This is a genomic window from Sphingobacterium paludis (assembly GCF_004364125.1).
GTDB lineage: Bacteria > Bacteroidota > Bacteroidia > Sphingobacteriales > Sphingobacteriaceae > Sphingobacterium > Sphingobacterium paludis.
Window position 1 is genome coordinate 299,174 of record NZ_SNZV01000002.1, and the last position, 24,061, is coordinate 323,234.

16 protein-coding genes are annotated in these 24,061 nt (G+C 42.9%); 2 read left to right on the forward strand and 14 right to left on the reverse strand.

All coding sequences use genetic code 11. The features are described from left to right. Positions 1 to 5 precede the first annotated feature (5 nt). The 4 genes from plsX to B0I21_RS04250 all read right to left on the reverse strand — a co-directional run bounded on the left by plsX (position 6) and on the right by B0I21_RS04250 (position 2,519). A complete protein-coding gene (gene plsX / locus B0I21_RS04235) occupies positions 6 to 944 on the reverse strand; it encodes a phosphate acyltransferase PlsX (protein WP_133639226.1) in 939 nt (312 codons plus the stop codon). 103 nt (positions 945 to 1,047) lie between these two features. Further along, a complete protein-coding gene (gene rpmF, locus B0I21_RS04240) occupies positions 1,048 to 1,239 on the reverse strand; it encodes a 50S ribosomal protein L32 (RefSeq protein ID WP_071790457.1) in 192 nt (63 codons plus the stop codon). 14 nt (positions 1,240 to 1,253) lie between these two features. Next, on the reverse strand, positions 1,254 to 1,796 hold the full coding sequence (locus tag B0I21_RS04245; RefSeq protein ID WP_243835945.1) for a YceD family protein: 543 nt from the start codon (positions 1,794 to 1,796) through the stop codon (positions 1,254 to 1,256). Positions 1,797 to 1,856: 60 nt separating this feature from the next. After that, complete coding sequence (locus B0I21_RS04250; RefSeq protein WP_133639227.1) at positions 1,857 to 2,519, reverse strand: epoxyqueuosine reductase QueH; 663 nt, start codon at positions 2,517 to 2,519, stop codon at positions 1,857 to 1,859. A gap of 132 nt (positions 2,520 to 2,651) precedes the next feature. On the opposite strand from B0I21_RS04250, the gene B0I21_RS04255 reads away from it, so the two are divergent. Beyond that, entirely contained in the window at positions 2,652 to 3,731 is a 1,080-nt protein-coding gene (locus B0I21_RS04255; RefSeq protein ID WP_133639228.1) for a hypothetical protein, read from the forward strand. 5 nt (positions 3,732 to 3,736) lie between these two features. Here B0I21_RS04255 and B0I21_RS04260 read toward each other — a convergent pair whose 3' ends face one another. From B0I21_RS04260 to B0I21_RS04280, 5 genes are all read right to left on the reverse strand, one after another. Next, complete coding sequence (locus B0I21_RS04260; RefSeq protein ID WP_133639229.1) at positions 3,737 to 4,588, reverse strand: transglutaminase-like domain-containing protein; 852 nt, start codon at positions 4,586 to 4,588, stop codon at positions 3,737 to 3,739. A 183-nt stretch (positions 4,589 to 4,771) separates the two neighbouring features. Next, positions 4,772 to 5,437, reverse strand: coding sequence for an ABC transporter ATP-binding protein (locus B0I21_RS04265; RefSeq protein WP_133639230.1), 666 nt, complete (start codon positions 5,435 to 5,437; stop codon positions 4,772 to 4,774). A gap of 49 nt (positions 5,438 to 5,486) precedes the next feature. Then, positions 5,487 to 7,877 (reverse strand): ABC transporter permease, encoded by a 2,391-nt coding sequence (locus B0I21_RS04270; protein ID WP_133639231.1) that lies wholly within the window; start codon positions 7,875 to 7,877, stop codon positions 5,487 to 5,489. Positions 7,878 to 7,995: 118 nt separating this feature from the next. Further along, positions 7,996 to 9,078: a hypothetical protein gene (locus B0I21_RS04275; protein WP_133639232.1), complete on the reverse strand. Its 1,083-nt coding sequence runs from the start codon at positions 9,076 to 9,078 to the stop codon at positions 7,996 to 7,998. 181 nt (positions 9,079 to 9,259) lie between these two features. Then, on the reverse strand, positions 9,260 to 10,066 hold the full coding sequence (locus B0I21_RS04280) for an RNA polymerase sigma factor (protein WP_133639233.1): 807 nt from the start codon (positions 10,064 to 10,066) through the stop codon (positions 9,260 to 9,262). 569 nt (positions 10,067 to 10,635) lie between these two features. On the opposite strand from B0I21_RS04280, the gene B0I21_RS04285 reads away from it, so the two are divergent. Then, on the forward strand, positions 10,636 to 11,064 hold the full coding sequence (locus B0I21_RS04285) for a hypothetical protein (protein ID WP_133639234.1): 429 nt from the start codon (positions 10,636 to 10,638) through the stop codon (positions 11,062 to 11,064). Positions 11,065 to 11,078: 14 nt separating this feature from the next. Here B0I21_RS04285 and B0I21_RS04290 read toward each other — a convergent pair whose 3' ends face one another. The 5 genes from B0I21_RS04290 to B0I21_RS04310 form a co-directional block, all read right to left on the reverse strand. After that, the gene (locus tag B0I21_RS04290; RefSeq protein ID WP_133639235.1) at positions 11,079 to 13,490 is read right to left on the reverse strand and encodes an ABC transporter permease; all 2,412 of its coding nucleotides are present in this window, start codon (positions 13,488 to 13,490) and stop codon (positions 11,079 to 11,081) included. A 159-nt stretch (positions 13,491 to 13,649) separates the two neighbouring features. Beyond that, on the reverse strand, positions 13,650 to 16,058 hold the full coding sequence (locus B0I21_RS04295; protein ID WP_133639236.1) for an ABC transporter permease: 2,409 nt from the start codon (positions 16,056 to 16,058) through the stop codon (positions 13,650 to 13,652). A 148-nt stretch (positions 16,059 to 16,206) separates the two neighbouring features. Then, positions 16,207 to 18,612 (reverse strand): ABC transporter permease, encoded by a 2,406-nt coding sequence (locus B0I21_RS04300; RefSeq protein WP_133639237.1) that lies wholly within the window; start codon positions 18,610 to 18,612, stop codon positions 16,207 to 16,209. Between the two features lie 129 nt (positions 18,613 to 18,741). After that, the gene (locus B0I21_RS04305; RefSeq protein WP_133639238.1) at positions 18,742 to 21,141 is read right to left on the reverse strand and encodes an ABC transporter permease; all 2,400 of its coding nucleotides are present in this window, start codon (positions 21,139 to 21,141) and stop codon (positions 18,742 to 18,744) included. A gap of 394 nt (positions 21,142 to 21,535) precedes the next feature. Beyond that, positions 21,536 to 23,899: an ABC transporter permease gene (locus tag B0I21_RS04310; RefSeq protein ID WP_133639239.1), complete on the reverse strand. Its 2,364-nt coding sequence runs from the start codon at positions 23,897 to 23,899 to the stop codon at positions 21,536 to 21,538. Positions 23,900 to 24,061 lie beyond the last annotated feature (162 nt).

Consider the following 24,061-nt stretch of genomic DNA (forward strand, 5'->3'; position numbering starts at 1 on the left):
TAAAATTAGTTGAAAGCAGACTTAATTTTGTCTATGAAATTAGACTCTATCATGTCTCTTGAAAGTAAAACCATGTTTTTGATAGCTTCAGGAGTAGAGATTCCGTGGCCAATGATGACAGGAGCATTTACACCTAATATGGGGCTTCCACCATATCTTTCATAGTTGAATCTATCAAAAAAATCATCCTTCATTCCCTTTTTTAAGGTTACTACGTAAAAAGATTCCGCAAGTTTCAGCACCACGTTTCCCGTAAAACCATCACATACGTATACATCCGCCAAATCCGTAAACAGATCTCGGCCTTCCGCATTTCCAATAAAATTGATGTTGGAATTTTCCTTCAGTAAAGGGTAGGTTGATATTGTTAAGTTATTTCCTTTTTCCTCTTCTTCTCCAATGTTCAGTAGGCCTACCTTTGGGTTGTCCAAGCCATATACATGTTGAGCGTATAAACTTCCCAACAAAGCGAACTGATTAAGCATTTCAGGTTTACAGTCTGCATTAGCACCAACATCTAGCAAGATCCCATAACCGCTTTTTATTTTAGGAACATTTGTCGCGATGGCTGGCCTTAGGACGCCGGGGATGGTTTTTACACTAAACATAGAACCTACAAGCATGGCACCTGTGTTACCAGCAGATGAGAATGAATCGATTTTTCTATCTTTTAATAATTCAAAACCTTTGGCGATACTGGAATTTGGTTTTTGGCTGATCGCTTTTGTAGGATGCTCATGCATGCCTATCACATCAGGAGCGTGGATAAAATCAAAGTTATCTGGATTTGCTCCAGCTTGCTTTAATCGCTCAACGGTATCGTTTTCATCACCGAAGAGCACAAGACGTTGATCATCTTGCAATATTTTCTGGGCCTCGATTGCACCAGTTATCGTAGATTCGGGGGCATAATCACCTCCTAAAACGTCTAAACCAATCTTCATCCGTTATTATTTTAAATCAATAATACGCAAAAACATCCCAAATTAAAGTATAAAAATGGAATTTTACACCTATTTGGGATGTTTAATTTCTTGAATGACGTCGTTAGACAGCAGCTGTGTTTTCAATAATTAACTTACCGTTGTAGTACAAATTGCCATCAACTGTGTATGCACGATGCGGAGTGTGTACAGCTCCTGTTTCTTTACATACTGTTAAAGTAGGTCTTTCAGCCTTATAATGTGTTCTTCTCTTGTCTCTTCTGGATTTGGAAGTTTTACGCTTTGGATGTGCCATCTCGTATTTCTGTTTTAGTTATTTTTAATATTCTTTAATATATCCCAACGTGGGTCTATCTTTTCTTCTGTATTTTCCTCGTCTTGTTCCGTTACATCAGCACTGATCTTGGCCAACATCTCCGGGTCGCAGCTCAAATTTACACCCTGCTCGGTGCATTTGCTGTAATATGGAACCCGAACGTTGATATACTCATAAAGCAATGCTGCAATATCGAGTTCGTAGTCTGTTTTTGCCAGGACGATTACTTCTTCCGTGTTGTTTTCCCAGCTTTCTTCGGTGAATTTAACCAGAGCACGCTCTTCAAAATCTTGCGGCGCTTCAAAGTCGGATAAACAAACATCGCAATTCAGCTGAATCTTGCCGTAAATGTGGAAGTTGACAACCAGCATGTTTTCCTGCTTGGTCAATTCTACATCGGCTTTTAATTGCCCCTTCTTAACTATGCTGTGTTCGTAACAATCAAAGAACTTATTATCTATCTCAAAGTCAAACTTGTGCTTTCCGGCAGACAGGCCTGAAAATGGAATTCTATACTGTTTTAGATACTTCACCATCTGCATTTGAGCCTGCAAAATTAATTAATATTTCGTTACAAAGGAAACTTTTTTGCAAAATTATTGTGGATCGTCGCCATAATAATATTTCCCCAGTTCGATTTTCTCGCGTCCATTTGCCATTCGCCATTTGTTGGTGTCTCGCAGCGAGTAAGCACAACCGCAGTATTCCTGCATGTAGAAATTCTCTTTCTTGCTGATTTCAAGCATGCGTGCCGATCCGCCCTTCTTACGCCAGTTGAATGTCCAATAATCCATTCCCGGGTGCCTAGACACCGCCCGAAGTCCGCAATCGTTGATCTGTTCCATGTTTTTCCAGCGCGATATGCCCAGGGAGCTGGAAATCACATCAAATCCATGTTCAGCGGCGTAGTCCGCTGTCTTTTCAAAGCGCATATCGAAACACATCGTGCAGCGTATACCGCGTTCGGGTTCCTGCTCCATGCCTTTGGCTAGATCAAACCAGTGGTCAACGTCATAATCCGCGTCAATAAAAGGAATGCCATGCTTCTCGGCAAAACGAATATTTTCTTCCTTCCGCAAGTCATACTCCTTGCGCGGATGTATATTGGGGTTATAGAAGTAGATGGTGAAATCTATATCTGAAGCAATAAGTGCTTCCATCACTTCTCCGGCACAAGGTGCGCAGCAAGAGTGCAATAAGAGCTTTTTACCTTCGTTAGGCAAAGTCAATTTTTCACGTACCAATTCCTTGTTGCTCATATGTCCATGTATTAATGGTGCAATTTTACGGAAAACCGAAAGATTTTACAAAACTTAACGTGCCTTATGGTTCCTAAATGACTTGGCTAGCATTTATTTTTATATGTTTGTAACATTAAACATCATTGCGGTATGCTAAAAAAGCGTCTTTTTCAATATACATTTATTGTTCTAACGGCTGTTATCGGATTTTACTCTTGTGAGCGTAATGATGCCGAGCCTGATTTGCAGATGCGTAGATTTTCGCGGCTGTACGTATCGTTTGAGGGGTTTCGCTCGTCTACCACGGCTCCAGATAGCAATATTCGCATGGTTTATCCTGCTGACTCATCCGGCCTATTTCGTTTTTCGCAGGCGCACGTGTCTGACGCGCAGGGTGGCGGCCCAATTTTTTATCACTCCACTTTAGCGTCTCTTTTTCAGGCTAGTGCAAATCTAAACGGTGTAAACGATACATCCGTTTATACGCTGAACGTTGGCGGTAATACAGGGACACTAAGGAATGTCGGTAGAATGGGAAATAGGTTGTACAACACGGTGCGGGGCTTGACCTACCACGCGTTGAGCAATAGGCTATTTATTGTGAATGGTAGTGGTGCGAATGCAGGCGTATATGTCGTCGACAGTCCGCGCAGTAGGACGGGATTTGCCGCTCCAGTGAAGAGGTTACGAACGTTGGGCTATCAGATGTGGGGCGCCGCTTATGCGGATAATAAATTGCTGGTTTCTAAGCTGGGGGCTGAAGGTGGACTTTGTATTTTTGATAACATCACCACGATTGATGTCAGGCCGACTGATTCTGTTGCCGATTTAAGTTTGAATGCACGTGTATTGCCCATTGAAGGGGCGCAAAACCTACGTGGATTGTCTTATGACACCGTGAAAAATGTCTTGGCAATGGTTGATTTTTCAGCAGGATCCGGTCGTATTCTCGTATTTGAAAACGTTGCCGAGATGCTAAATAGCACGGCGGGCACGACGATCAGACCTACTCGTATCATTTCGGGTGCAGCCACCGGATTGCTTCAACCTGTGGAGGTGCTGATTGATCCTCGTGAAACGGGAACTTACATCTATGTAGCAGATCGAGTAGCTAGAAGAATATCAAGATTCTCAATCGGGGACAGTGGTAATGTAGCACCCGATCAATCCTTATCAACGGGCAACCAAATACCGGTAGGCTTGACGTTGGATGTGCGTGAATTGCAATAATTCGGTTACTTGTTGTGTTCCATGAGATCCAGTAACAGCTGTATCTCTTCTCGTTTCTCGACGTTTGCTACATGATCGTAAGCTGCGACCAGATTGCGCAGTACGCGTTTGATGATCGCAACGTTGTCGCAAGGCTTTATGTAGTCTTCACTAGCAGGCAAGTTTAACTGTTTCAAGAAAGAGCGGATATCGTCTTCTCGCATCACCTGACCACGATTAAAAACGTTTATATAAAATAAAACTTCCTCCGGATTCTCCTCATTCATGTAAGCTAGCACAAAATGTTTCGGCAAATTAACACCATAAATGGGGATGTCCAGCCGCTGCGCGACAATACTATAGATACAGGCAAGTGAAATTGGATTTCCTTTTTTTGTTTCGAGGACTTTGTTGATGAATGAGTTTTGCGGTGCATGGTAATCGGAGGTGTTGCCTGATAACCCATATTCACGAAACATAATGTTGTTCAACAGTTTTACTTTTTCAAGCGGGCTCATATCATAGATTAAATGATACCAAACGCTTCTCTTTAACTCGGCAAGCTTTGTATAGACTTCCTCTTCTCCGAGGTTTGGATATTGATAACGGTTGACGATTAAAAGCCCTTCCAGCAGATCGTCTTTATTGCTCATTTTCCAAAGCTGCAGATCATTTTGTACCTCGTTAAACTGTATTTTATGGATTATTTGTTCAACCCGGCTTTGCAGCAACACATCAAAGGACTCTTCCCACGATTGTTCCAATGCGGGGATAACCTCGGGGCCGCAAGTGATGAGCTTATCTTCCAGTTCTCTATAGATGTCCGTATCCGGATCATCCAGTAAAGATATCAATGCCTTTAATTCGTGTTCCTTCATCAAAACGAATTTACTAATTTTTCGGAGGATTGGAAAGAAAAGCGACAGATTCAAAAGTGGATGGTGGTTGGAAGGATGAAGATGGTGCTGTTTACTACTGTTAATAACCACGTGCAGCGTTGTTTAGCGCTGTACGTGGTTATATGATTGCACGGCTATTTGTTTGTTTTGTGTTTTCTGTTGCTAGTCCAGCTTCAGCTGGCCATCCAACAAATTGATGATTCGTTTACCATACTCTGCATTTTTCTCGGAATGCGTGACTTGTATGATGGTCACGCCATCATCATTAAGCTGTTTAAAGAGCTGCATGATTTCTTCGCCTTGTTTGGAATTCAGGTTGCCTGTAGGTTCATCGGCAAGTAATAATTTTGGCGAAGCAGCTAAGGCTCTAGCAATCCCTACAATTTGCTGCTGACCCCCTGACAATTGAGCCGGGAAAAGGTCTTTTTTGCCTACAATGCCGAAACGATCGAGCATATCGCCTACGATTGCTTTGCGTTCTTTGCCCGAAAGATCTTTATAGATCAGCGGTGTTTCAATATTTTCATAGACGGTCAATTCATCAATTAAGTGATAGGACTGGAATACGTAGCCCATGTGCGATTGGAATAGTGCAGTGCGCTTTTTCGGCTTCATGGTCAATACATCTTCGTCCAAGAAATAGTATTTGCCTTCGTTAGGCTCATCAAGCAGACCGATCACATTCAGTAAGGTAGATTTCCCGGAACCCGAGGGGCCCATAATGGATACGAAATCGCCCTGCTGGATTTCAAGATTGATATCTTTCAAAATGAAGGATCGTGCGCCTCCTACATTATACCATTTAAAAATACTTTCTAGTTTTATCATGTTTTAAATTCTATTTTAACTCCTACTATTCATGCCAAGATATGATTTCCTATTCGTCGCGCAAGTTGTCTACCGGTTTCGCTCGAGCAGCTTTTATCGATTGATAGGCAACCGTCAGGGTCGACATGAACACAAAAAAACAGCTTATCCAAATAAATATCCAGTTGTTTATGGGCGTTTTATAAGCAAAATTAGCTAACCAAAGATACAAAATGAGGTAGCTTATTGGAATCGCCAAAACCACCGCGATGATAATGATTTTAAAAAACACCTTATTGAATTGGATAAAAATTGCAACGATGGAAGCTCCCAAAATCCGGCGGATACTTGTCTCTTTTTGGCGTGTACTTATTTGGTAAGCAGACATGCTGAAAAGTCCCATTAACGCGATAATGACAGACAGGCAGGTAAATCCATATAAAACGTTGCTTAATTGTTCTTGTTTTGCATATTGCTGGGCGTACTGTTGATCGAGAAATGTGTAGTCTAAGGGTAGAGATTCGGCATTTGGGTTTTTATTCCACTCTTCTTGTACTGCTTTTATGGCGTCATCGTTTTTCCCAGCATTTGCTTTTACCATTAAGGTTATTTTAAAGTGACCGGGGCCACACTCATCTTTAAACGAGTAGAGGGTAGGGGCCACTTTGTTTTCAAAACCGTAGGCTTTCACGTCTGGCACAACAGCTATTACAGTGAAATCCGTTGCGCAGCCACTTACTGTTGCGCCTATGGGCTGTGACAAGCCGAGCTTTTGAACGGCCGTTTCATTGACCACCGCGTAGTTTTTGCTACTGTCTGCCAGCAGTTGGCTCAGGGAAACCGTTGTAGAACCCTCCTTGGTTTCGATATTTAACGTCTTGAAATAATCGATGTCCACGCCTACATGATCCATCTCGGCAGCTCCATCAATATGGGTAAATTGCTTTCTTGGGGGCGCTTCTGCGCCGCCAGGCACGTTGCTTGCGGCGGCTACATACGCGATGCCAGGCTTTTGTGCCAAACGGCTTTTGAGATCTTGAAAAGCGCCGTCTAGTTTCGTATCGTAGTAGAGGCCTATACTCTTAAAGTTGATGACGTGACCGGGTTCAAAGCCTTTTTCCGTTTGCTGCATAAAGTCTATTTGACTTTTCACGGTAATGACGCCTGCAATAAAAACAAGGGCAATGACAAATTGGAATACTAAGAGACTGTTTCGCAGGAACATTCGGTTTGCGTGGCTAATTGACGAGCCTTTCAAAAGGCGAACGGGTTTGTATGCAGAGAGGATGAATGCAGGATATACGCCAGATAGCAGGCTAGTGAACAATAAAGCGAAAAGTAGTTGCAAAAAGGTTGCGCTTTTTAGTAGTTGCTTTCCAAGATCATCATTGAACCACTTTTCGAGAACATTACTGGTAATGGTAAGCAGCAGCAATGCGATCAACGCAGCAAGCACACATTGTAAACATGCTTCCAGTAGAAATTCTGCGCCCACGCGCCCACGGTTATTTCCAAAAACCTTCTTCAATGCAATTTCCTTTGCTCTTTTATCAGCTTGTGCCAACATTAGATTTGTAAAGTTTGCTGCCGCTAGTGTTAAGATAACCATAGATAAAATCCCCAATACCCAAATTGTTACGTATGCACTATTTGATCCATGTTTGGGTCGCAGGTGTAAGTTGGCTAATGGGTCTAGGTAAATGGAGCCGTTGGAAAAAGTTGAAGCGGTACGATTGGCTTGCTTGGCAAGCTTGTCATGAAATAAGCGGTTGATCTTCGTTTCCAATAAACTCGGGTCTGTCCCGGTTTTTACCTGAACAAATGTTTGGTACGTAAATAAATCTTGCTCGCCCCCCATTTCTTTGATAAATAGCAGGTCAAAATCAAGAAATGACAAGCCCTTATGTTTGTTAACGCCGTAGATTGTTTCTTCCATTCCCAAGGGTAAGGCTAACACCGGCACTTTTTTGGGTTCGCTGAAATCAGGGTCTTTCGGAAAAAGTTTTTTTGCTAATGACGCCGTGACCAAGGTGGCCTCATGCTGTTCCGCGGACTTGTATAAGGAGCCGTACTGCGGTTCAATATCGAAGATACGCGCCGCCGCAGAATCGATAGCGATTGCTTTTTTTACGTAGATCGTTTCTTCGCCAAAGATCGGATAATCGCCATAAAAGTAATTAATCTTACGACCCGCCCGTACTACTTCCGGGAGGTTGTCTTGAAGGACTGTTGCTAAGGACGAGGGCGTTTGATCGCTGTGATTTCCTTCCTGCGTGAGCCCCACCAAATAGATGTCTTCCAAGTTTTTGTTCCAACGATCATAACTGGTTTCCCGGTTAATGTATTGATAGGAAACTATAAACCCGGCAAAACCTAAGGCTAGTCCCGCAATATTTATGAAAGAAAAAACCTTGTTCTTGAATAAATTGCGCCAAAATAAGGTAAAGAAACTGTTAGCCATACGCACGGTATATCAGATTACTGTTTTATTTGTTTTTTGGGAAAAGACCGGTGTAACTTATCGATCAATCACCTGTCCGTGGTCCCATCGAGGTTCTGGTCTATTCCAAATTTTCTCTTTATGAGGACGTGGTAATTTTGCGCATCACTTTTCCATAATAATATTCGGATTTGATGGTTTTAGCAGCCTCTAATAGACCTTTTTTTAATACTTCCTTGTCCGGCATCTTATCGGCGATGTTGAGGATCAGTTCTGATTGGTAATAATCGGAGCCTATTTTGTTTGCGTAGCTCAGTAAGCTGGTCCAGTCTGCGTCCGTCAATTCCCGTTTTATCAAATTTTTAACGATTTCAGTTTTGTAATAGTCGCTTTTCATACCAAACACCAACGCTATTGCTTCTTCAAAAGCCGCACCGCCAAAAGATGCTTGCTTCAAAAGGTCGTTGTATACTTGCGATTGATAGTAGTCTGATTTCATTGTTTTGATGATGCCGACCACCGAAGTCATTTGTTCGCTAGTCAACTCATTCTTCATCAGCTTTTGTAAAGTACTGTGTTGGTAGTAATCTGATTTCATATTGCGTACAATTGCTAGATAGGCCGTCGATGTTTCTTCTTCAAGCAGGTAGGTTTTCATCACATCTGCAAGGAGCTCAGCGTTATAATAATCGCTCGTAAGGTATTGCCCACTTGCTTTGAGGATGTTGGTCATCTCGGTCGTGCTTATGCCCAATGTAAGTAGTGTGGAAAGGTATTTTTGACGAGCGTAATCGCCGTGTAGCTTCGGTAGCTCCTGAAGTACCCCCCTTGTGCCACTTTTCGCGTATAGCCGCTTGGTACGTGCTTCGGCATTGATACCCCGGCTAATCATCATATGAATCGCGTTTTGCAACAGCTTCTTGTCGTCTGCGTCGAGCATAGCCTTTTCTCTTTTGTTAACGCGATAGATCAATTTGCCATTATCACCTGGTGTAACTTGTAGCTTATTCAACTTTTGTTCGAAGTTTATAGCACCGTTTTTAGCTATCGAGACGATACGTTCATCGTCATCACTCATGCTTACTTCACCCTTTACGATTAATTTCGTTTTACCGTTGTCGTCACTGGCTTCCCACGTGATCGACTTATTGTTAACGGTTTGCGCCGCAGTGTAGGTACATGTCGCTAAAAAAAGAAATCCTACAGCTATTATATTTTTCATAGTTAGTTGGTTATGATATAATCAATAGATCACAATGCTTACGCCATATTTTTAAATATTTGGTAGTCAATGTTTTGTGTCAAAAAGGTGATTAACAAATGTCCGATATCGAACAGTTGGCGTTCGCCAGTGGACAGGTTACAGTTATGCCGACTATATACAGCTCGGCCATTATGTTCGGCTAGGCCGTTTGCTTCGATTTTTTGATTTGGGCATAAGCATGTACAAAAAGTCTTTTGATTACTGTAGGTTCAAGCTTTAGCGCTGTAGCGATTTCTTCAAAGGATAGCTGCAGCTCATAGCGCATTCGGAAAATCTCTGCTTGGGTATGATCAAATTGACCCTGAATAGCGATATGTTGGGTATGGCTTATTGCCGCAATTTTGGAATCACTTAAGAGAATTGTCTTAAGCAATGCGATTGAACGCTCCACTTTCAAACAGACTTCGTAGTCGGATATACCACCCAGATAATAGGCAATTCGCTCGTAATTAAAATTGTATTTTAAACAAAAGCCGATGATAAGTTGCTGCTCTTTTGGTAGGTGGGGCAGGAGTGCCTGCACTTTCTCCATATTATCGCTTTGCGACTGTTCTATGCAACTACTATCGATGATATTATCTTCATCCTGTTCATCACTGTGCATAAAATCGTTATAGTTTTCCAGATCGTCCAGACGTAGCAAACTTCGGTGAAATCTATTCTGCGTTTTGCGATAAAAAGATTTGATCGCTTCGCTTACTTGTTTGTGCAAGAAGGGCAGGGTATCATCAATTTGATCTAGTTTTTTTCGGAATATCCACAACCGCAAAAAAGCTTCTTGTACGATGCTTGCAGCCGCGCATTCATCATGTATGCTGCTTGCTGTCCGCTTCATCAAGGCAGGGAAGAATTGGTTATAAAAAAAGCGTAGCCCTTTCTCTTCGCCTTCGCGAAGCATATTGAAGTGGGCAGTAATGATTTGTCTTTGATGAACCTTATTTATCATGATAATTTAGAAAACGGATGTGATAGGATGACTTACTGAAGGATCGGATCTTATAGACTATGACGGTTTATACGGAGAATACTGCGGTTTTCTATGCTATAAGAGGTAGGCGACAACGGAGAGGCTGGCGTTTAGCTCGGTGCGCGGGATACGAAGTTGGAGTAGTTACACAATGTCATGTCAATTTTTTTGTTGGTTCATATCAAAAATAACACGCAGAACTCATATTAGCAAGTATTTATTAACTTAAATATTGGTAAAAATTTGCGCAAAAAAAGGGTTTTTCACGTTTGCTCATTAGGGGTTGCTTTGCCATGGCATCTACAGAAGGTATTTTGTCATGTGAAAAATAGGGTTTACAAGGAAGCTGTTTATTGGTAAGCTTGAATAGGAAATAGCCGTAGGCTCACATCCGTGATGTTGAACTGCCTAATTAGGCAAGCACTTTGTCAACAACATACTGCGCTGTCCTTCACTTATAGTTCACATAGTCGTTTCGGAATCATTTCCAAAAGAAAAATCTTCGATGTATTTTTATCCGGACTAATTGGATATATACAACCAATCGTATGAAAAGAATAAATGGTATTAAGTATGCCCCCAAACTTCCCGCCGCGATAGCATATCTGTTGCTTTTGGTCATCGTTATGCTTTTGTTTTTTGGTCGTAAGACGGCATCTTTGCGTCCTCAATTTATATTGGATCTATGGCCCGACTTCTATCTCCATGTATCTAATCTTTCGATCAGCTACCTGATGTTGTCTGGGGTAGGCTTTATTTGGATCCTAATGGGCATTCCGACAAGGTTTCTTGTTGTTTATAGCGTATTATTGATCTGCTGTAATTTTGTTTATGAGCTTTGGATTCCAATACTTAATACGCGAGACATCGTCGACGCATACTACGGCGTTTTCGGGACTGTTTTAGCATTTTGCTTTTTGCTGTTTACTAAGCGCTTCGGACTTGTCATTTTAAAAGGGGGGAAGTCCGAAGTATAAGTATGGACACGTGATCATTCGTCACGTAGATTTTTTATGGGATTAGTTCGATTTGCGCGTATAACAACGATGGTAATAAATAGGAATAGCACCATGGAAAGCGCTGCGACCGGTAGGAGAAACATCTTAAGATCCAATGGCGTCTTTAAGACATAATTCATCAGCCAACGATCCATCAGGTAATAAGAAATTGGGCAACTTATGCACAATGCAACGAAAAACAAGATGTAAAACTCTCTACTAAATAGCATAATGATGTTTCGCATGTTTGCACCAAGTACCTTTCGAATTCCCACTTCCTTCAAACGCAGATTTATGGAAAGCGAAGTAAGGCCAACAACGCCAAGCACGACGATTATAATGGAAATACCAGTTGCTGTCTGTGCAGCACGTTTAAGTTGCACCTCGCTGCTGTATATTTTTTGCAAGGTATCATCCATGAATGTATAGTTAAATGGCGCGTTGGGTAGAAGTTTATGCCAAGTGTGCTCGATCGCAGCAACCGCAGCAGATAAAGAACCGGCCTTTAGGCGGATGGATAAAAAGCGATATTGGCTGCTGGCTTTTACCGGAAACCAAACGACAGCGGGAGATGCTGCATGCATAGAATTGGCGTAGAAATTTTCCGTCACTCCAGCTACTGTTCCTGAAAACCTATCGTCAAAAAGACTGATCCGCTGGCCTATAGCGTCTTCGGGGTAAGCGTATCCCAAATCCAAGGCTGCTTTGCGATTAATCACTAATTTCGATGCCATACTAGGGTCGCCCGGCGCACCAAAAAATTGACCGGCGAGAACTGGTATTTGATAAGTAGCGGCATAAAAGGAATCAGATGTGATAAGCAGGGCATCGGTTTGTTTACTGTTGCCCGGATTTCGGATTATTTGAACGCCATCGCTAAAAGAACTCGGTACGCCATAGGAAAGGCTGACTTCTTCAACCTGCGGTAGTTGCTTGAGTTCTTGTTGTACCAATTCCATCTTGTTCAGACCCTTTTCTGTCCAGTCGCGAGGCACTTGTGCAGTGAGCAGGTAATTTTTGTTGTAGCCTAGGTTTCCGGCAATAAATACGTCGACCTGTTGGGTAATGATGACTGCGGAAATGAGGACAATAAGCGCGACGGCAAACTGGAGAAACAGCAAGGTGCGTCGGATCATACTTTTCCCTCCAAGATCGCTGAGTTGACTTTTTACAGCATTCGTGACGGCTGTAGTGGACAACTTTACGGCAGGATATATCCCGGCCGCGAATCCTAAAGCCAGTGTGCCGCTGGCAAAACTAATGTAAAATGAAAGCGGCAGTTCCGTTAGCGCGGGAAGGTGTTTCATCATAACGGCAGAGAAAACAGGCAATAGCAACGGATAGACCGCTAAAGCGAGCAGGGCTGCGATGGTGACGATCACGCAGTATTCGGTCATGAATTGTAAGATGAGACGACTTTTACTGCTTCCCATAATCTTGCGAACGCCAATTTCCTTTAGGCGGTTGAAGCTTTGGCTTATGCTGAGATTAATAAAGTTGATCGTGGCCATGAGGATCAGGAATAGTGCTATATAGCCTAAGATTGCAATGAATTTTCGGACTGCTCCTTTGTTATCATCAAGATAATACGTTGTTAATGGTTTTAGGTCGGGTTGCAGATTGGTGAAAACTTGTTCATTAGCATGCTGCTTCAACAAGTTTTGTATAGGAATTGTAAGTTGGTCGGGCGAAATGCCTTTTTGTAGTTCGAGAAATCCTACGATCCATAAGTTATTCCAACTATCTATATCTCTGCCGAAATACTTCTCACTGCTTATGGGTAAGAATATGCCGGTTTGCATGCTGGGCATCAGCTCCATCACGGAATTTTGGCCTACAGACTTTACGACCGCCGTTATTTGGAAATTTTGTATATCGCCGGCAAAATTACGCAGGCTTAGTTGTCGCCCTATGACATCGGTTTTACCGAAATATTTCAATGCTACTTCTTCTTTTATCACCACGTTAGTAGGAGATGAAAGAGCGGTATGTGCATCGCCAGCCAACAACTGAAAGCCAAACATTTTTAAAAGCGAGGGATCTCCGAGCGAGACATTTTCCTCGTACACCGCTGTACCATTCGAAACGATGCAGGTCAATCCATCTAATCGATAGTAATCGGCTACCAAACTTGGGTACTGCTCTTTCAACATTTTCGGAAGCGCTCCGACGGTCGTAAGCTCCATACCAATACCAGGCTGCTTGTACTTGCTCTGTAACATGTACTGCTGCTGTTTATGACGGACGTTGCTGTTGACTTGATAAGCCTGCCAAATATAGGCCGCAATTAAAAGCACAAATACCATGCTACCCACAAGTCCAGCAATGTTTAGTATGCTGTGTGCTTTGTTTCGGCGTATATTTCTCCAAGCTATTTTTAGAAAGATTAAAAAGTTGAAATTCAAAATTTAAAAAATAAAAAGTTAGACGTTAAAGTGAAAATGCGTCATCGTAAGGAAGTATGACGTGGCAATCTGCATTTTTACAAGCGTAAGATTGCCGCGTCGTCGTGCCTCCTCCTCGCAAAGACATTACTACTATTAATCCAAATATCTCACTACTCACTATTCATCCCGTAAACTATCCACTGGGTTGCTTGTTGCGGCGCGCAGCGTCTGCCAAGCGATCGTGGTCAGGGCTATGCCGATGGTGAGCAAACCTGCTGCCACGAACATCCACCATTGTATGTCGATACGGTAAGCGAAGCCCCGCAACCAGGCATTCATCATCCACCACGCTAATGGGCAGGCAAGGACAAAAGCCAACAGCATCAGCTTCATAAATTCTTTGGAAAGTAGCACTACAATTTGCATGACTGAAGAGCCTAACACCTTTCTAATACCGATTTCTTTGATTCTCTTATTAATCATTAACAATGCTAAAGCGAAGAGTCCGAGACAGGAAATGGCGATGGCAACAACGGCACCACTGACTACGATCTGCACAAAGCGCTGCTCGTCGCGATACATGTTTTGCGTATTTTCGTCCAAATATGAAGCCGCGATATTCGCTTTTGGATTTATCTTTTTCCAAATAGCCTCGAGCTTCGTCATACTCTCGCTCAGATTATCCGTTTTCACGCGTACAAAAAGATAAGAAACAGAAAAAATATTAGGGTTGATTGATAATGTGAGCGGCTCTACCTTACGGCGCAGATCTTGGAAATTGAAGTCATCAATAATACCGATCACCTGCGGATTTCCATCGATCTCTATCGTTTTTCCCAATACCTTGTCTGCACCGCCCAATTGCGCGGCCATTTGTGTATTGATGATGACGCTTGCCGTATCGCTGGGGTGGCTGCGGTCAAAATCACGGCCTTCCAGCAGTTTGATTCCCAGCGTTTCTAAATAATCGAAATCGATCCGCATAAAATTCGTGTAGACTTGCTTTCCTTCAAAATCAAAGCCCATGCGGCTAGTAGACATGCTGCCATCTCGCCCTCGACCAAGATTCATATCAGATGCGCTGACACTTTTCACCCATGGTTGAGCGGCTAACGCTACGCGCATCTGCTGTAGCGCATTTTCATGGTCTATTCCTTCGCCAATAGGGATGCTGATCACTTCCGTCTTATCGAAGCCCAATGGGCGGTCTGCTATGTAACGTAACTGAAAACTGATAATAATGGTGGCTAGAATCAGAACAATAGCAATGGAAAATTGCAGTACGGTCAAGCTATTGCGTAATCCGCTGCTTTTTATTGATGCTTTTCCTTTTAAGGTTTGTATAATATTTGCTTTTGCAATGCGCCATGCTGGATAGCCGCCGGATAGCAGGGTTAGGAGCAGTAGTGTTAGCGAAAAGAAAGCAAGGTTGACGGGCGACAGCAGTTGACTAATGGACAAGCTATAATTCATAATAGCATTGTACTGTGCTAATAACACCCAAGCTAACCCAATTCCAATGCATGTGGCTAATAAACACAATAAAAATGATTCTGTCCACAATTGCAACATGAGTTGTAACGTGGTTCCACCCAGTGTTTTTCGTGTTCCTATTTCTCGGTTTCTTGCGAAAGAATTGGCTAAAGATAGATTAATGAAGTTGGAACATGCGATAAAAAGAATCAAGCCGGCAATAATGAGCAATATCCACGGAAATATTGGAGCAGATCCTTGACCAATATCAAGATCATTGCGGTGATATTTCGCTAAAGGTAGCAGGTGAAGTGCTACGTAAGCACCGTTTTTATCTGTACCCCATCCATCACGCTTGCGCATGTCGCTCTCCTCTTTGTAATACAGGTCTACGAATGCTTTTGCTTTTTGAGTGAATGCCTCATCGTTTATCGCGCCCGATTTTAGTTTTACAAATATGTTATGGTCTTCATGGCTCCAATTGTCAATCGTCGCTTGATAATTCGGCTTGTGCTCAAAACGCAATAAGGTATTGAAGGTCAAACTTGAATTTTTTGGGTTTTTTGAAATGACAGCGGTAATATTTTTTGATTCCCATCGACCGTTTTGATATACCTCTACCTGCTTGCCAACAATGTTGCTCGAACCAAAAAGGTTGTCCGCCATGCTCTCATCAATGACGACGTTGTTCAGGTCGTTGAGTGCAGCCACGTTGCCATGTAGCATAGTAAAGCTGAAAATGGAAAGAAAGTCCGCATCGACGTATTTGTTACTTGCTTCCAGCTGCTTGTCTCCGTTTCGCAGGATGATGCCGCTGTTCATATATCGGCTTACATACTCCATTTCTGGGAATGAAGATTTTAAAAGTGGTGCCAGCGGCGTAGAAACCGTAGCGCTGCGTCTCACGCCGTTTTGCGGATGGCTTTCGGTGTAAATTAATCCTACTTGTTCGCGATTCTTGTGAAAATTATCAAACGAAAGCTCAAACATCGCGGTCAGGTAAAGTAGGGTGGATGCCGCAATAGCCACGGCCAATCCAAAGATATGAATGGCGCTCAATGCCTTGGTCTTTAACAAAGACCGAAAGGCAATTTTTATGTAGTTTTTAATCACGTTTTTAGTATTTAGATGATAGTATGCAGATTGCAGTGCTTAGATGGTAGATTACAGATGTTAGAGCGAAGGCGTCGATGCTCGTACTGTTCGTTTTTATTTTTCACTTCTTCCTTCTGACTTTTTACTTTTAAATTTTTACTTTCCATCATTCATCGCGTAAGCTATCCACAGGGTTTGCTAATGAGGCTCGGATGGCTTGTCCACTTACCGTAAAAATTGCAATAAATAAAGCGGCAGCGCCGGCCATGGCAAAAATCCACCATTGAATAGTGATGTGGTAGGCAAAATCATTCAACCACAGATTCATTGCCCACCAAGCGAGCGGAACGGCAATAAATATGGCCATAGTGACAAGACGCAAAAAATCGACGGAAAGTAGTTTAACGATACTAAAAGTCGATGCCCCTAATACTTTACGTATACCGATCTCTTTTGTACGTTGCTGTGCCGTGTAGGTTGCCAAGCCAAGAAGACCCAAGGAAGCTATAAACAAGGCCAACCCTGAAAACGCTGAAAACAGTCTTCTAAAGCGGTAGTCGGCTTCGTACTGCCGGTTGAAACTCTCATCAAGAAAACTGTATAGAAAAGGACGGTGAGGTGCCGCTTTTTTCCAAATATCTGCTAGTTCTGCAACCGTTTCAAGCGTTCCGGCATTCCGAATCTTAAGTGTGATAAACTTACTACTCAGCGGTTCTAGCCGTAACGTAAGTGGCTCTACTTTTTGGTGGAGCGATAGGTAGTTGAAATCTTTGACTACACCAATGACTTGCCCTTCACGTCCCCATTGCGCGAAACGTTTTCCAATGATTTTTTCGGGGTCCGAATATCCCCAAATTTTGGCGGCTGCTTCGTTGATGACTAAGGAGTGTATCGTATCAGCTGGAAAATCTCTCGAATAAGGTCGGCCGGCGGCCATTTGAACGCCGAAGTTGGAGATAAAATCAACGTCGACCTCAAAAATAGCCTGGTTAAGCACCTTCATCTCTCCGTCTGGCAATTCTACTTGTGTCCCAGCGTTAGGGAAGTAAGACCCGGGTATGCTTCGCGACGCGGAAACAGATAGTACGTCTTTTTGCTGCGCGAGGGTTTGCTTGATGGCTTCCAAATTCTGCAGCACTTGGTCATCATAATTGAAATCAACGACTAACATTTGTGTTTTCTCAAATCCGAGGTCGGTTTGCTGTAGGTGTCGTAGTTGTGAGAATACAATAAAAGTGCCCGCGATCAACGCGATAGAGAGTCCGAATTGGAAAACTACTAATCCTTTTCGTAACCAAGCGCCACCAGCGGCAGAGTGGGATGCACCTTTAAACACTTTGACGGGTTTGAAGTTTGCCAATACAAATGCGGGATAGCTGGCCGCCAGTAACGACGTTGTCAGTACGATGCCGATAAATAGACTGAAGGTTACTGGATTGAATAAACTTGCGAAGGTAAAGCGTTTACCAGCAAACAGCTCTACAAATGGTAATAGGCAAACTACCAGCGCTAGCGCCAACAGGCTTGCGAAAAATACCAACATCAGCGATTCGCTCATAAACTGCACGATCAGGTTTTTCCGATTGGCACCTACTACTTTTCTAACACCGACCTCCTTGGCTCTTTCCAATGATCGGGATGTCGCAAGATTCATAAAGTTGACGCAGGCAATGCATAAGATGAAAACGCCGATGATGGAAAAAATGTATATATTTTGCATGCTTCCTACAGGGCCCGGTTGCCGATCTGCTTTAGAATTTAGATAGGCACCCAGCAGTGGCTCAAAGTGAATGCTGTATTTACCTTCCTGCGAAGCTTGGTGCCGCGTTATGAAATCAGGAACCTGTGTTTCCAATTTTGTGATATCATAGTCTTCAGGTAGCAGGAGATAGGTGTAAAAATCTACATAGCCCCATTGGTCGAATACTTCGGACCATGACTGCCGAAAAGAACTCATGGAAAGCAACGCATCGAACGAAAAGTGGGAGTTGCTCGGTAGGTCATCGATCACAGCAGTGACCGTATATATTCCGGGTGCAGCGCGCCCGCCGGTCACGCCGCCTTCCAAGGTCTGTCCAATGGGATTGCTGTCGCCGAAGTATTTTTTTGCCATGGTTTCGGTCAATACAATCGAGTAGGGGGCCGTTAAAGCCGTTTGTGGATTGCCGGCAATAAATTTCCAACTGAAAACATCAAAAGCTGTGGAGTCCATGCAGAAAATACGCTCTTCCTGAAACGCTTTTTCGCCATGCTTGAGCAAAATGGAAATCTGACCAGAGAACTGTACGACCTTCTGCACTTCGGGAAAATCTGCTTTCAGCGCTGCACCGACTGGTGCATTTCCCCATATCTGGTGCGTTTCCATCCCATTTTTCTCTTTCCAATCGTGAACTACGCGATAGATACGATCTTTCTTCTCGTGGTAATGATCAAACGACAGCTCATCTTGAATGTATAAGACAATGAGTAGACAACAGGCCAAACCAATTGCCAAACCTAGGATATTGATGGAAGAATATCCCTTGTTTTTCAGAAGGTTTCGCCAGGCAATTTTTATGTAGTTTTTTAGCATGTTTTGGAAATTAAAAAGTAAAAATTAAAAAGTAAAAAAAAATCGAAAGTAAGGAGAGGATTATCGATATCCTACGGTAAATAACTTTCACTACCCGCTAACCCACTACTCATTACTCACTACTCATTATCACTCATCCCGCAAACTGTTTATCGGGTTGGCTCTGGCTGCTTTGAGCGCTTGATAACCGATGGTCAGCACGGCTATACCTGTTGAAAATAATCCTGCAACTAAAAACGACCACCACGGAATGCTAATCTTATCGTTGAAGTTTTGTAGCCACTCAGAGAATATCCACCAGGCGATCGGACTTGCGATGATTAATGAAAGAATGGTTAGTAGAAGAAAATGCGCAGATAGCAATTGCACAATGTTGTAAATACTGGAGCCGAGAACTTTGCGTACGCCAATCTCCTTTTTACGTTGCTCAGCAGTAAATGCCGCTAGTCCGAACAAGCCAATACAAGCAACTACTATCGTCAGGATCGAGGCCGTAGCAACGATATTATTTGTTCTGCTTTCAGCGGTATAAAAGCTCTTGATATGGTCATCTAAAAACTGATAGTCGAATGCAGCTTGCGGTATTTGTGTCTCAAATATGGACTGGATTTGCGCCACGTAATCTTCTTTCCTATTGGTGTCGTAACGCAGCAGTAAGTACCTGTAGCCCTCTGAAGGATTGTTCATGCGCGAGTATACGTAACCGCCGATGTTGCCTTTCAGGCTATTGAAATTGAAGTTACGCACAACACCGCTTATCACGGAATGGCGGCTCATTTCCGTGCTGACGTTTTTTCCAATAGCATCGTTTGGATCGGCGTAGCCCAGAAAAGATGAAACCACTTCGTTGATCAGCACATAGCAAGTCGTGTCGTTCGGGTTTAATTGCTGCGGTAAGTCGGTGCCCGCCAATAGGTGTAAACCTAAGGTCTGCACGACTGGGCCATTGGTGCTTGAATTTGACGTTGGCAAACCTGCTTGGGGGGAGCTGGGGTTGTATACATTTTTTCCACTCTCGCCATAGCCTGGAAAGGATTGTACGGTAGCCGTGCTCACCGTGCCAGCAAGGTCTTCGACAGCCTTTTTGATGCTCTGATATTTATCCGTAGATGGGATGGAGCGTATCGGGACAATCATGATGTTGCTGGGTTGGTAGCCTAAATCCTTGTTGGCAACGTGCTTCATTTGTAAGGAAATAACAATAACCCCGATAATTAAAATCGTGGAACAGGTAAATTGAAAAAGCACGAGTCCCTGACGGAAAATCGGCATTCCGCGCTTCGATGAGGTCATCTTTTTCATTAGTGATAGGGACGGTATTCGTGCCATCAATGTAGCGGGATAGCTACCCCCTAGCAGCGTTGTGACGAGCCATAAAGCCAAGCTCAAGCCCATATTTTCAGCACTGAAAAGCTGCGTTGCAGAAATATTGGAACCCACCAGATTATTAAAAACAGGGGCCATCGCCAAGGCTATCATCAAACCTGCGCCAATCGAAAAAAATGTGATTAGGCCTGTTTCCAGATAGAATCGTATTTTGATTTGATGAGGATGAGCGCCGAGGACTTTATTTATTCCTACTTCTTTTGCATGGCGTTGCGAACGCGCTGTGGCCAGGTTCATGTAATTTATGCAGGCAATTAATATAACAAGTGCAGCTAGGAGAATAACCATCTTCACACTGGCGATGTCTCCTGCAGCTCTGAGGATATTGTCTTTTAAGTCGGCAGAATAAAGATGCACTTTAGAAAGCGGCTGTAGAAAGAATTGGGTGTAGTATTGGTCGTCTTTCGGAACATATTTATCGATCAAGGCGGTGGCTTTCTGTTCTACATCTGCCGGTATCGCCTTGCCGTCCAGCAAGCAAAACGTTTGGTAACTGGCATTCGACCAGTATACATTCGTCCCCATCCAGGAGTCCATCATGTTTAGGAATATCGTAGCATCGAAGGAGCTATTTGTCGGGAAATCTTGAAAGACACCAGCTATGTTCACGGTATCCCGTTGATTGAGGACAATCGTTTGGTTGAGAGCTGGGCTGTCGCCGAAGAGCTTCTTCTTTTCACTTGCCGAGATTACGACACTTTTAGGTCGAGAAAAACTGCTTTGCCGGCTGCCTTCCAAAAATTCTACATCAAATATATCGAAGAAGGCAGAATCGGTAAGGAAGATTTTTTTTTCGATGTAGGTATCTTCTTTTGCCTGAATGGAGGCGAAGCCTGTAAAGTCGAGCTTCACTAAACGAGCAAAGGATTTTACCTCGGGGATATCAGTCAGCATGTTTGGTCCCACAGCATTAGGCAGGTTTGTCCACTTCTCAAAATTGTACTCCGCAGTCGCTTGCAGGTAAACGCGATAAATGCTCGATTCTTTAGCAAATTGCTTGTTGTAGCTCCATTCTTGTCGAGCGAAGGATAGCAATAAAATCGCTGCGGCCAAGCTTATGGCTAAGCCCAGTACGTTTAGCAAACTAAAGAAGCGATTTTTAACAATACTTCGCCAGGCTATTTTAATATAATTTAGTATCATGGTAGTTTTCGTTATTTAGATGTTTGATCTCTCGCATTCGTAATGCTTGGCTACTTATTCTTCATACTTAAAATATCGCTAAGGCCAAACATCAACATAAAACGATCAGCAACTAATCTGCCGAAACCAAAAACCGCTTAATTGACGAATAGAGGTGCATTTCTTAATTGATAGTCGTCCGCTATCGAACAGTAACTGTCCGTAATCGAACAGTTCATGCCTTGTTCATTGCGGATTTTTTTGCGCTATACAGCAATGTTCTTTACGCTTTCTAGTATTTAGATGGTAGTACTTAGATTATAGATCTTAGATTTTACTAATTATTTTCAAATCCTGTATTTATTACTTCTAGCTTTTAAATTTTGACTTTTTACTTTTCACTTCTAACTTTTCATCACTCATCCCGTAAACTATCTACAGGATTGGCTATGGCTGCTTTAATCGACTGATAACTCACGGTGATTACCGTAATCAGCAAAGCAGTAGCGCCGGCCACGAGGAATATTTCCGGGCCGATGCCGATGCGATACGTAAATTTTGTTAAGTAACTATCCATCATCCAAAAGGCGATGGGGAAAGCGATGATGCAAGCCAGCAGAATCAACAGTAAAAATTCAGCCGATAATAGCCTAGTTAGTGAAAATACGGAAGCTCCCAAAACTTTGCGGATGCCAATTTCTTTGATTCGACTTTCAGCCATGTAGGCCGATAGTCCGAATAGTCCAAGGCAGGAGATAAAAATGGTTAGCCCGGCAAACAAGCTGGCTAATTTTCCGGTTTTTTGCGACTCATCAAACTTTCGCGCATATTCCTCATCGATAAAGGTGTATTCGAAAGGATAATCTGGATTAAATGCTTTGAATATCTTCTCGGTTTTTGCCAAAGCTTCTCGGGTATTTAAATTTTTTGCGAATTTGATATGCGTAGTTTTCATCCAAGCATGCGCCCCTTCGATCACCAAAGGATTGACTGCTTCAAATGGAGATTCCTGTACAAAGTCTTTAATCACACCGATCACATGCCAATCCCGGCCGAGATCTTTAATAACTTTTCCTATTGGCTCGTCGAATCCCATTGCTTTCGCGGCCGATTCATTTAGTATTGCCGCCGATGAATCGGTGGGGTAGGTCGCCAAGTCAAAATCTCGTCCGGCTACCAATGTAAAGCCGGTGGTTTCCACAAGCTTATCGTCTGCTGTCGAGCGGTTGAAGACGGCGCTGTTGCCTTCTTCTTTTCCATCCCAATAAAAGCTGCCACTGTTGCTCCATCGCTGCGTTAGCGGCGACATGGTGCGTGTGATGCTGCTTGCAATACCCTGTTCTAAAAGTGCTTGCTTAATAAGCGTGAATTTGCTCGAAATCTGCCCTTGATCGTGCACATAGATCAATCGATCTTTGTCATAACCGCTTTCCCGATCTTGTCCATATTGAATTTGCTTTTTCATGACAAGCGTACTGATGATTAATACAACGGCGATGCTAAATTGGCTCACGACAAGCACCTTTCTGGCGCTGATCTTGGAAGTCCGTTGAAATAGCTTGCTTTTTAATACGTTAATTGGCTTAAAAGAAGACAGGAAGAAGGCCGGATAGCTGCCCGCAAGTATTCCTGTGGATAAAATAAATCCGATAAAGAATAACCAAAAGCGTACATCCAAAAATGCGATAGATAGTTTCCGATCCACGAGATTGCTATAATCCGTAACGCTGAGCTGTACGAAAATAAGTGCCAATACGCCGGCTATTGTCGCAATCAGGACCGATTCCGCCAGGAATTGCATGATGAGTGTTGATTTTCTTGCACCTACCACCTTTCTTACACCAACCTCGCGTGCCCGCTTGTCGCTCTGGGCAGTACTGAGGTTCATGAAATTGATACAGGCAATTAGCAAGATAAGGCCAGCGACAATGCTAAAAACGTTTACCGTATCTATTCTTCCACCTACCACTTTACCGTTCTCATATTTGCTGTACAGCCAATATTCCTTTAGTGGTTTCAACACATTTTCAGCGGTGTTAAACTCACTCTCTTTCTTCGAGAAGTCTTTGATTTTATGTCCGAGGGAAGCGATGTCCGTATGTGGATCAACTTCGATAAACGTAAAGACGGAGTTATTTCCCCAGCTTTCGTCCGACAATCCAATCTTTTCCATGTAGCGCCAAGGAAGAAAGAATTTGGTGTTTTTTAAAGAGCTGTTGCTTGGCATATCTTCTAGCACAGCGCCTACTGTAAAAACATCGGCACTGTCTACCTTGACCGATTTGCCTACGATATCCGTTGTTCCGAAAAGATTTTCGGCGAGCGTTGCGGTAAGCACAATTTCTGTGGGATTGCGCAAAGCCTGTTGTGCATTTCCTGATATCGCTTTCAAATCAAACATATCAAGAAAGCAGGTGTCAACGAAAAGCCCCGATCCGGGTGTAATTTTCTTCTCACCGACGGTAAATAGAAAGCCTTCGGCACTGTTCATTCTCGTCACATTTTTTATTTCTGGGAATTTGGATTTCAGTGCTGTCGCCAATGGTTTTGGTGTAGCAAACCAGACGGCAGTTTCGTCATTCCATTTATCTTTATTGCCCAGCAGGTATAATTGATCCGTCTTTTTATACATGCGGTCATAGGTAAGCTCACTATGAACCCAAAGGAGGATCAATATCGCTGCCGCCATACCTATCGCCAAGCCTAATATGTTGATGGCCGTAAAGCCCTTGTTTTTCAGAAGGCTTCTCCATGCTATTTTAAAAAAGTTCTGTATCATTTTCTGGTAGATTATAGATGATAGTACTTAGATGATAGTATTTAGATATTAGATGATGGTACTTAGATTATAGATGTTAGATTGTAGTACTTAGATATTAGATTTCATTAATTATTTTCAATTCCTGTCATTATTACTTTTCAATTTTAACTTTTGACTTCT

Bases quoted from the DNA above. Each gene is read 5' to 3' on its own strand.
- plsX (WP_133639226.1), bottom strand. From the start codon at position 944: ATGAAGATTGGTTTAGACGTTTTAGGAGGTGATTATGCCCCCGAATCT.
- rpmF (WP_071790457.1), bottom strand. From the start codon at position 1,239: ATGGCACATCCAAAGCGTAAAACTTCCAAATCCAGAAGAGACAAGAGA.
- B0I21_RS04245 (WP_243835945.1), bottom strand. From the start codon at position 1,796: ATGGTGAAGTATCTAAAACAGTATAGAATTCCATTTTCAGGCCTGTCT.
- B0I21_RS04250 (WP_133639227.1), bottom strand. From the start codon at position 2,519: ATGAGCAACAAGGAATTGGTACGTGAAAAATTGACTTTGCCTAACGAA.
- B0I21_RS04255 (WP_133639228.1), top strand. From the start codon at position 2,652: ATGCTAAAAAAGCGTCTTTTTCAATATACATTTATTGTTCTAACGGCT.
- B0I21_RS04260 (WP_133639229.1), bottom strand. From the start codon at position 4,588: ATGAAGGAACACGAATTAAAGGCATTGATATCTTTACTGGATGATCCG.
- B0I21_RS04265 (WP_133639230.1), bottom strand. From the start codon at position 5,437: ATGATAAAACTAGAAAGTATTTTTAAATGGTATAATGTAGGAGGCGCA.
- B0I21_RS04270 (WP_133639231.1), bottom strand. From the start codon at position 7,877: ATGGCTAACAGTTTCTTTACCTTATTTTGGCGCAATTTATTCAAGAAC.
- B0I21_RS04275 (WP_133639232.1), bottom strand. From the start codon at position 9,078: ATGAAAAATATAATAGCTGTAGGATTTCTTTTTTTAGCGACATGTACC.
- B0I21_RS04280 (WP_133639233.1), bottom strand. From the start codon at position 10,066: ATGATAAATAAGGTTCATCAAAGACAAATCATTACTGCCCACTTCAAT.
- B0I21_RS04285 (WP_133639234.1), top strand. From the start codon at position 10,636: ATGAAAAGAATAAATGGTATTAAGTATGCCCCCAAACTTCCCGCCGCG.
- B0I21_RS04300 (WP_133639237.1), bottom strand. From the start codon at position 18,612: ATGCTAAAAAACTACATAAAAATTGCCTGGCGAAACCTTCTGAAAAAC.
- B0I21_RS04305 (WP_133639238.1), bottom strand. From the start codon at position 21,141: ATGATACTAAATTATATTAAAATAGCCTGGCGAAGTATTGTTAAAAAT.
- B0I21_RS04310 (WP_133639239.1), bottom strand. From the start codon at position 23,899: ATGATACAGAACTTTTTTAAAATAGCATGGAGAAGCCTTCTGAAAAAC.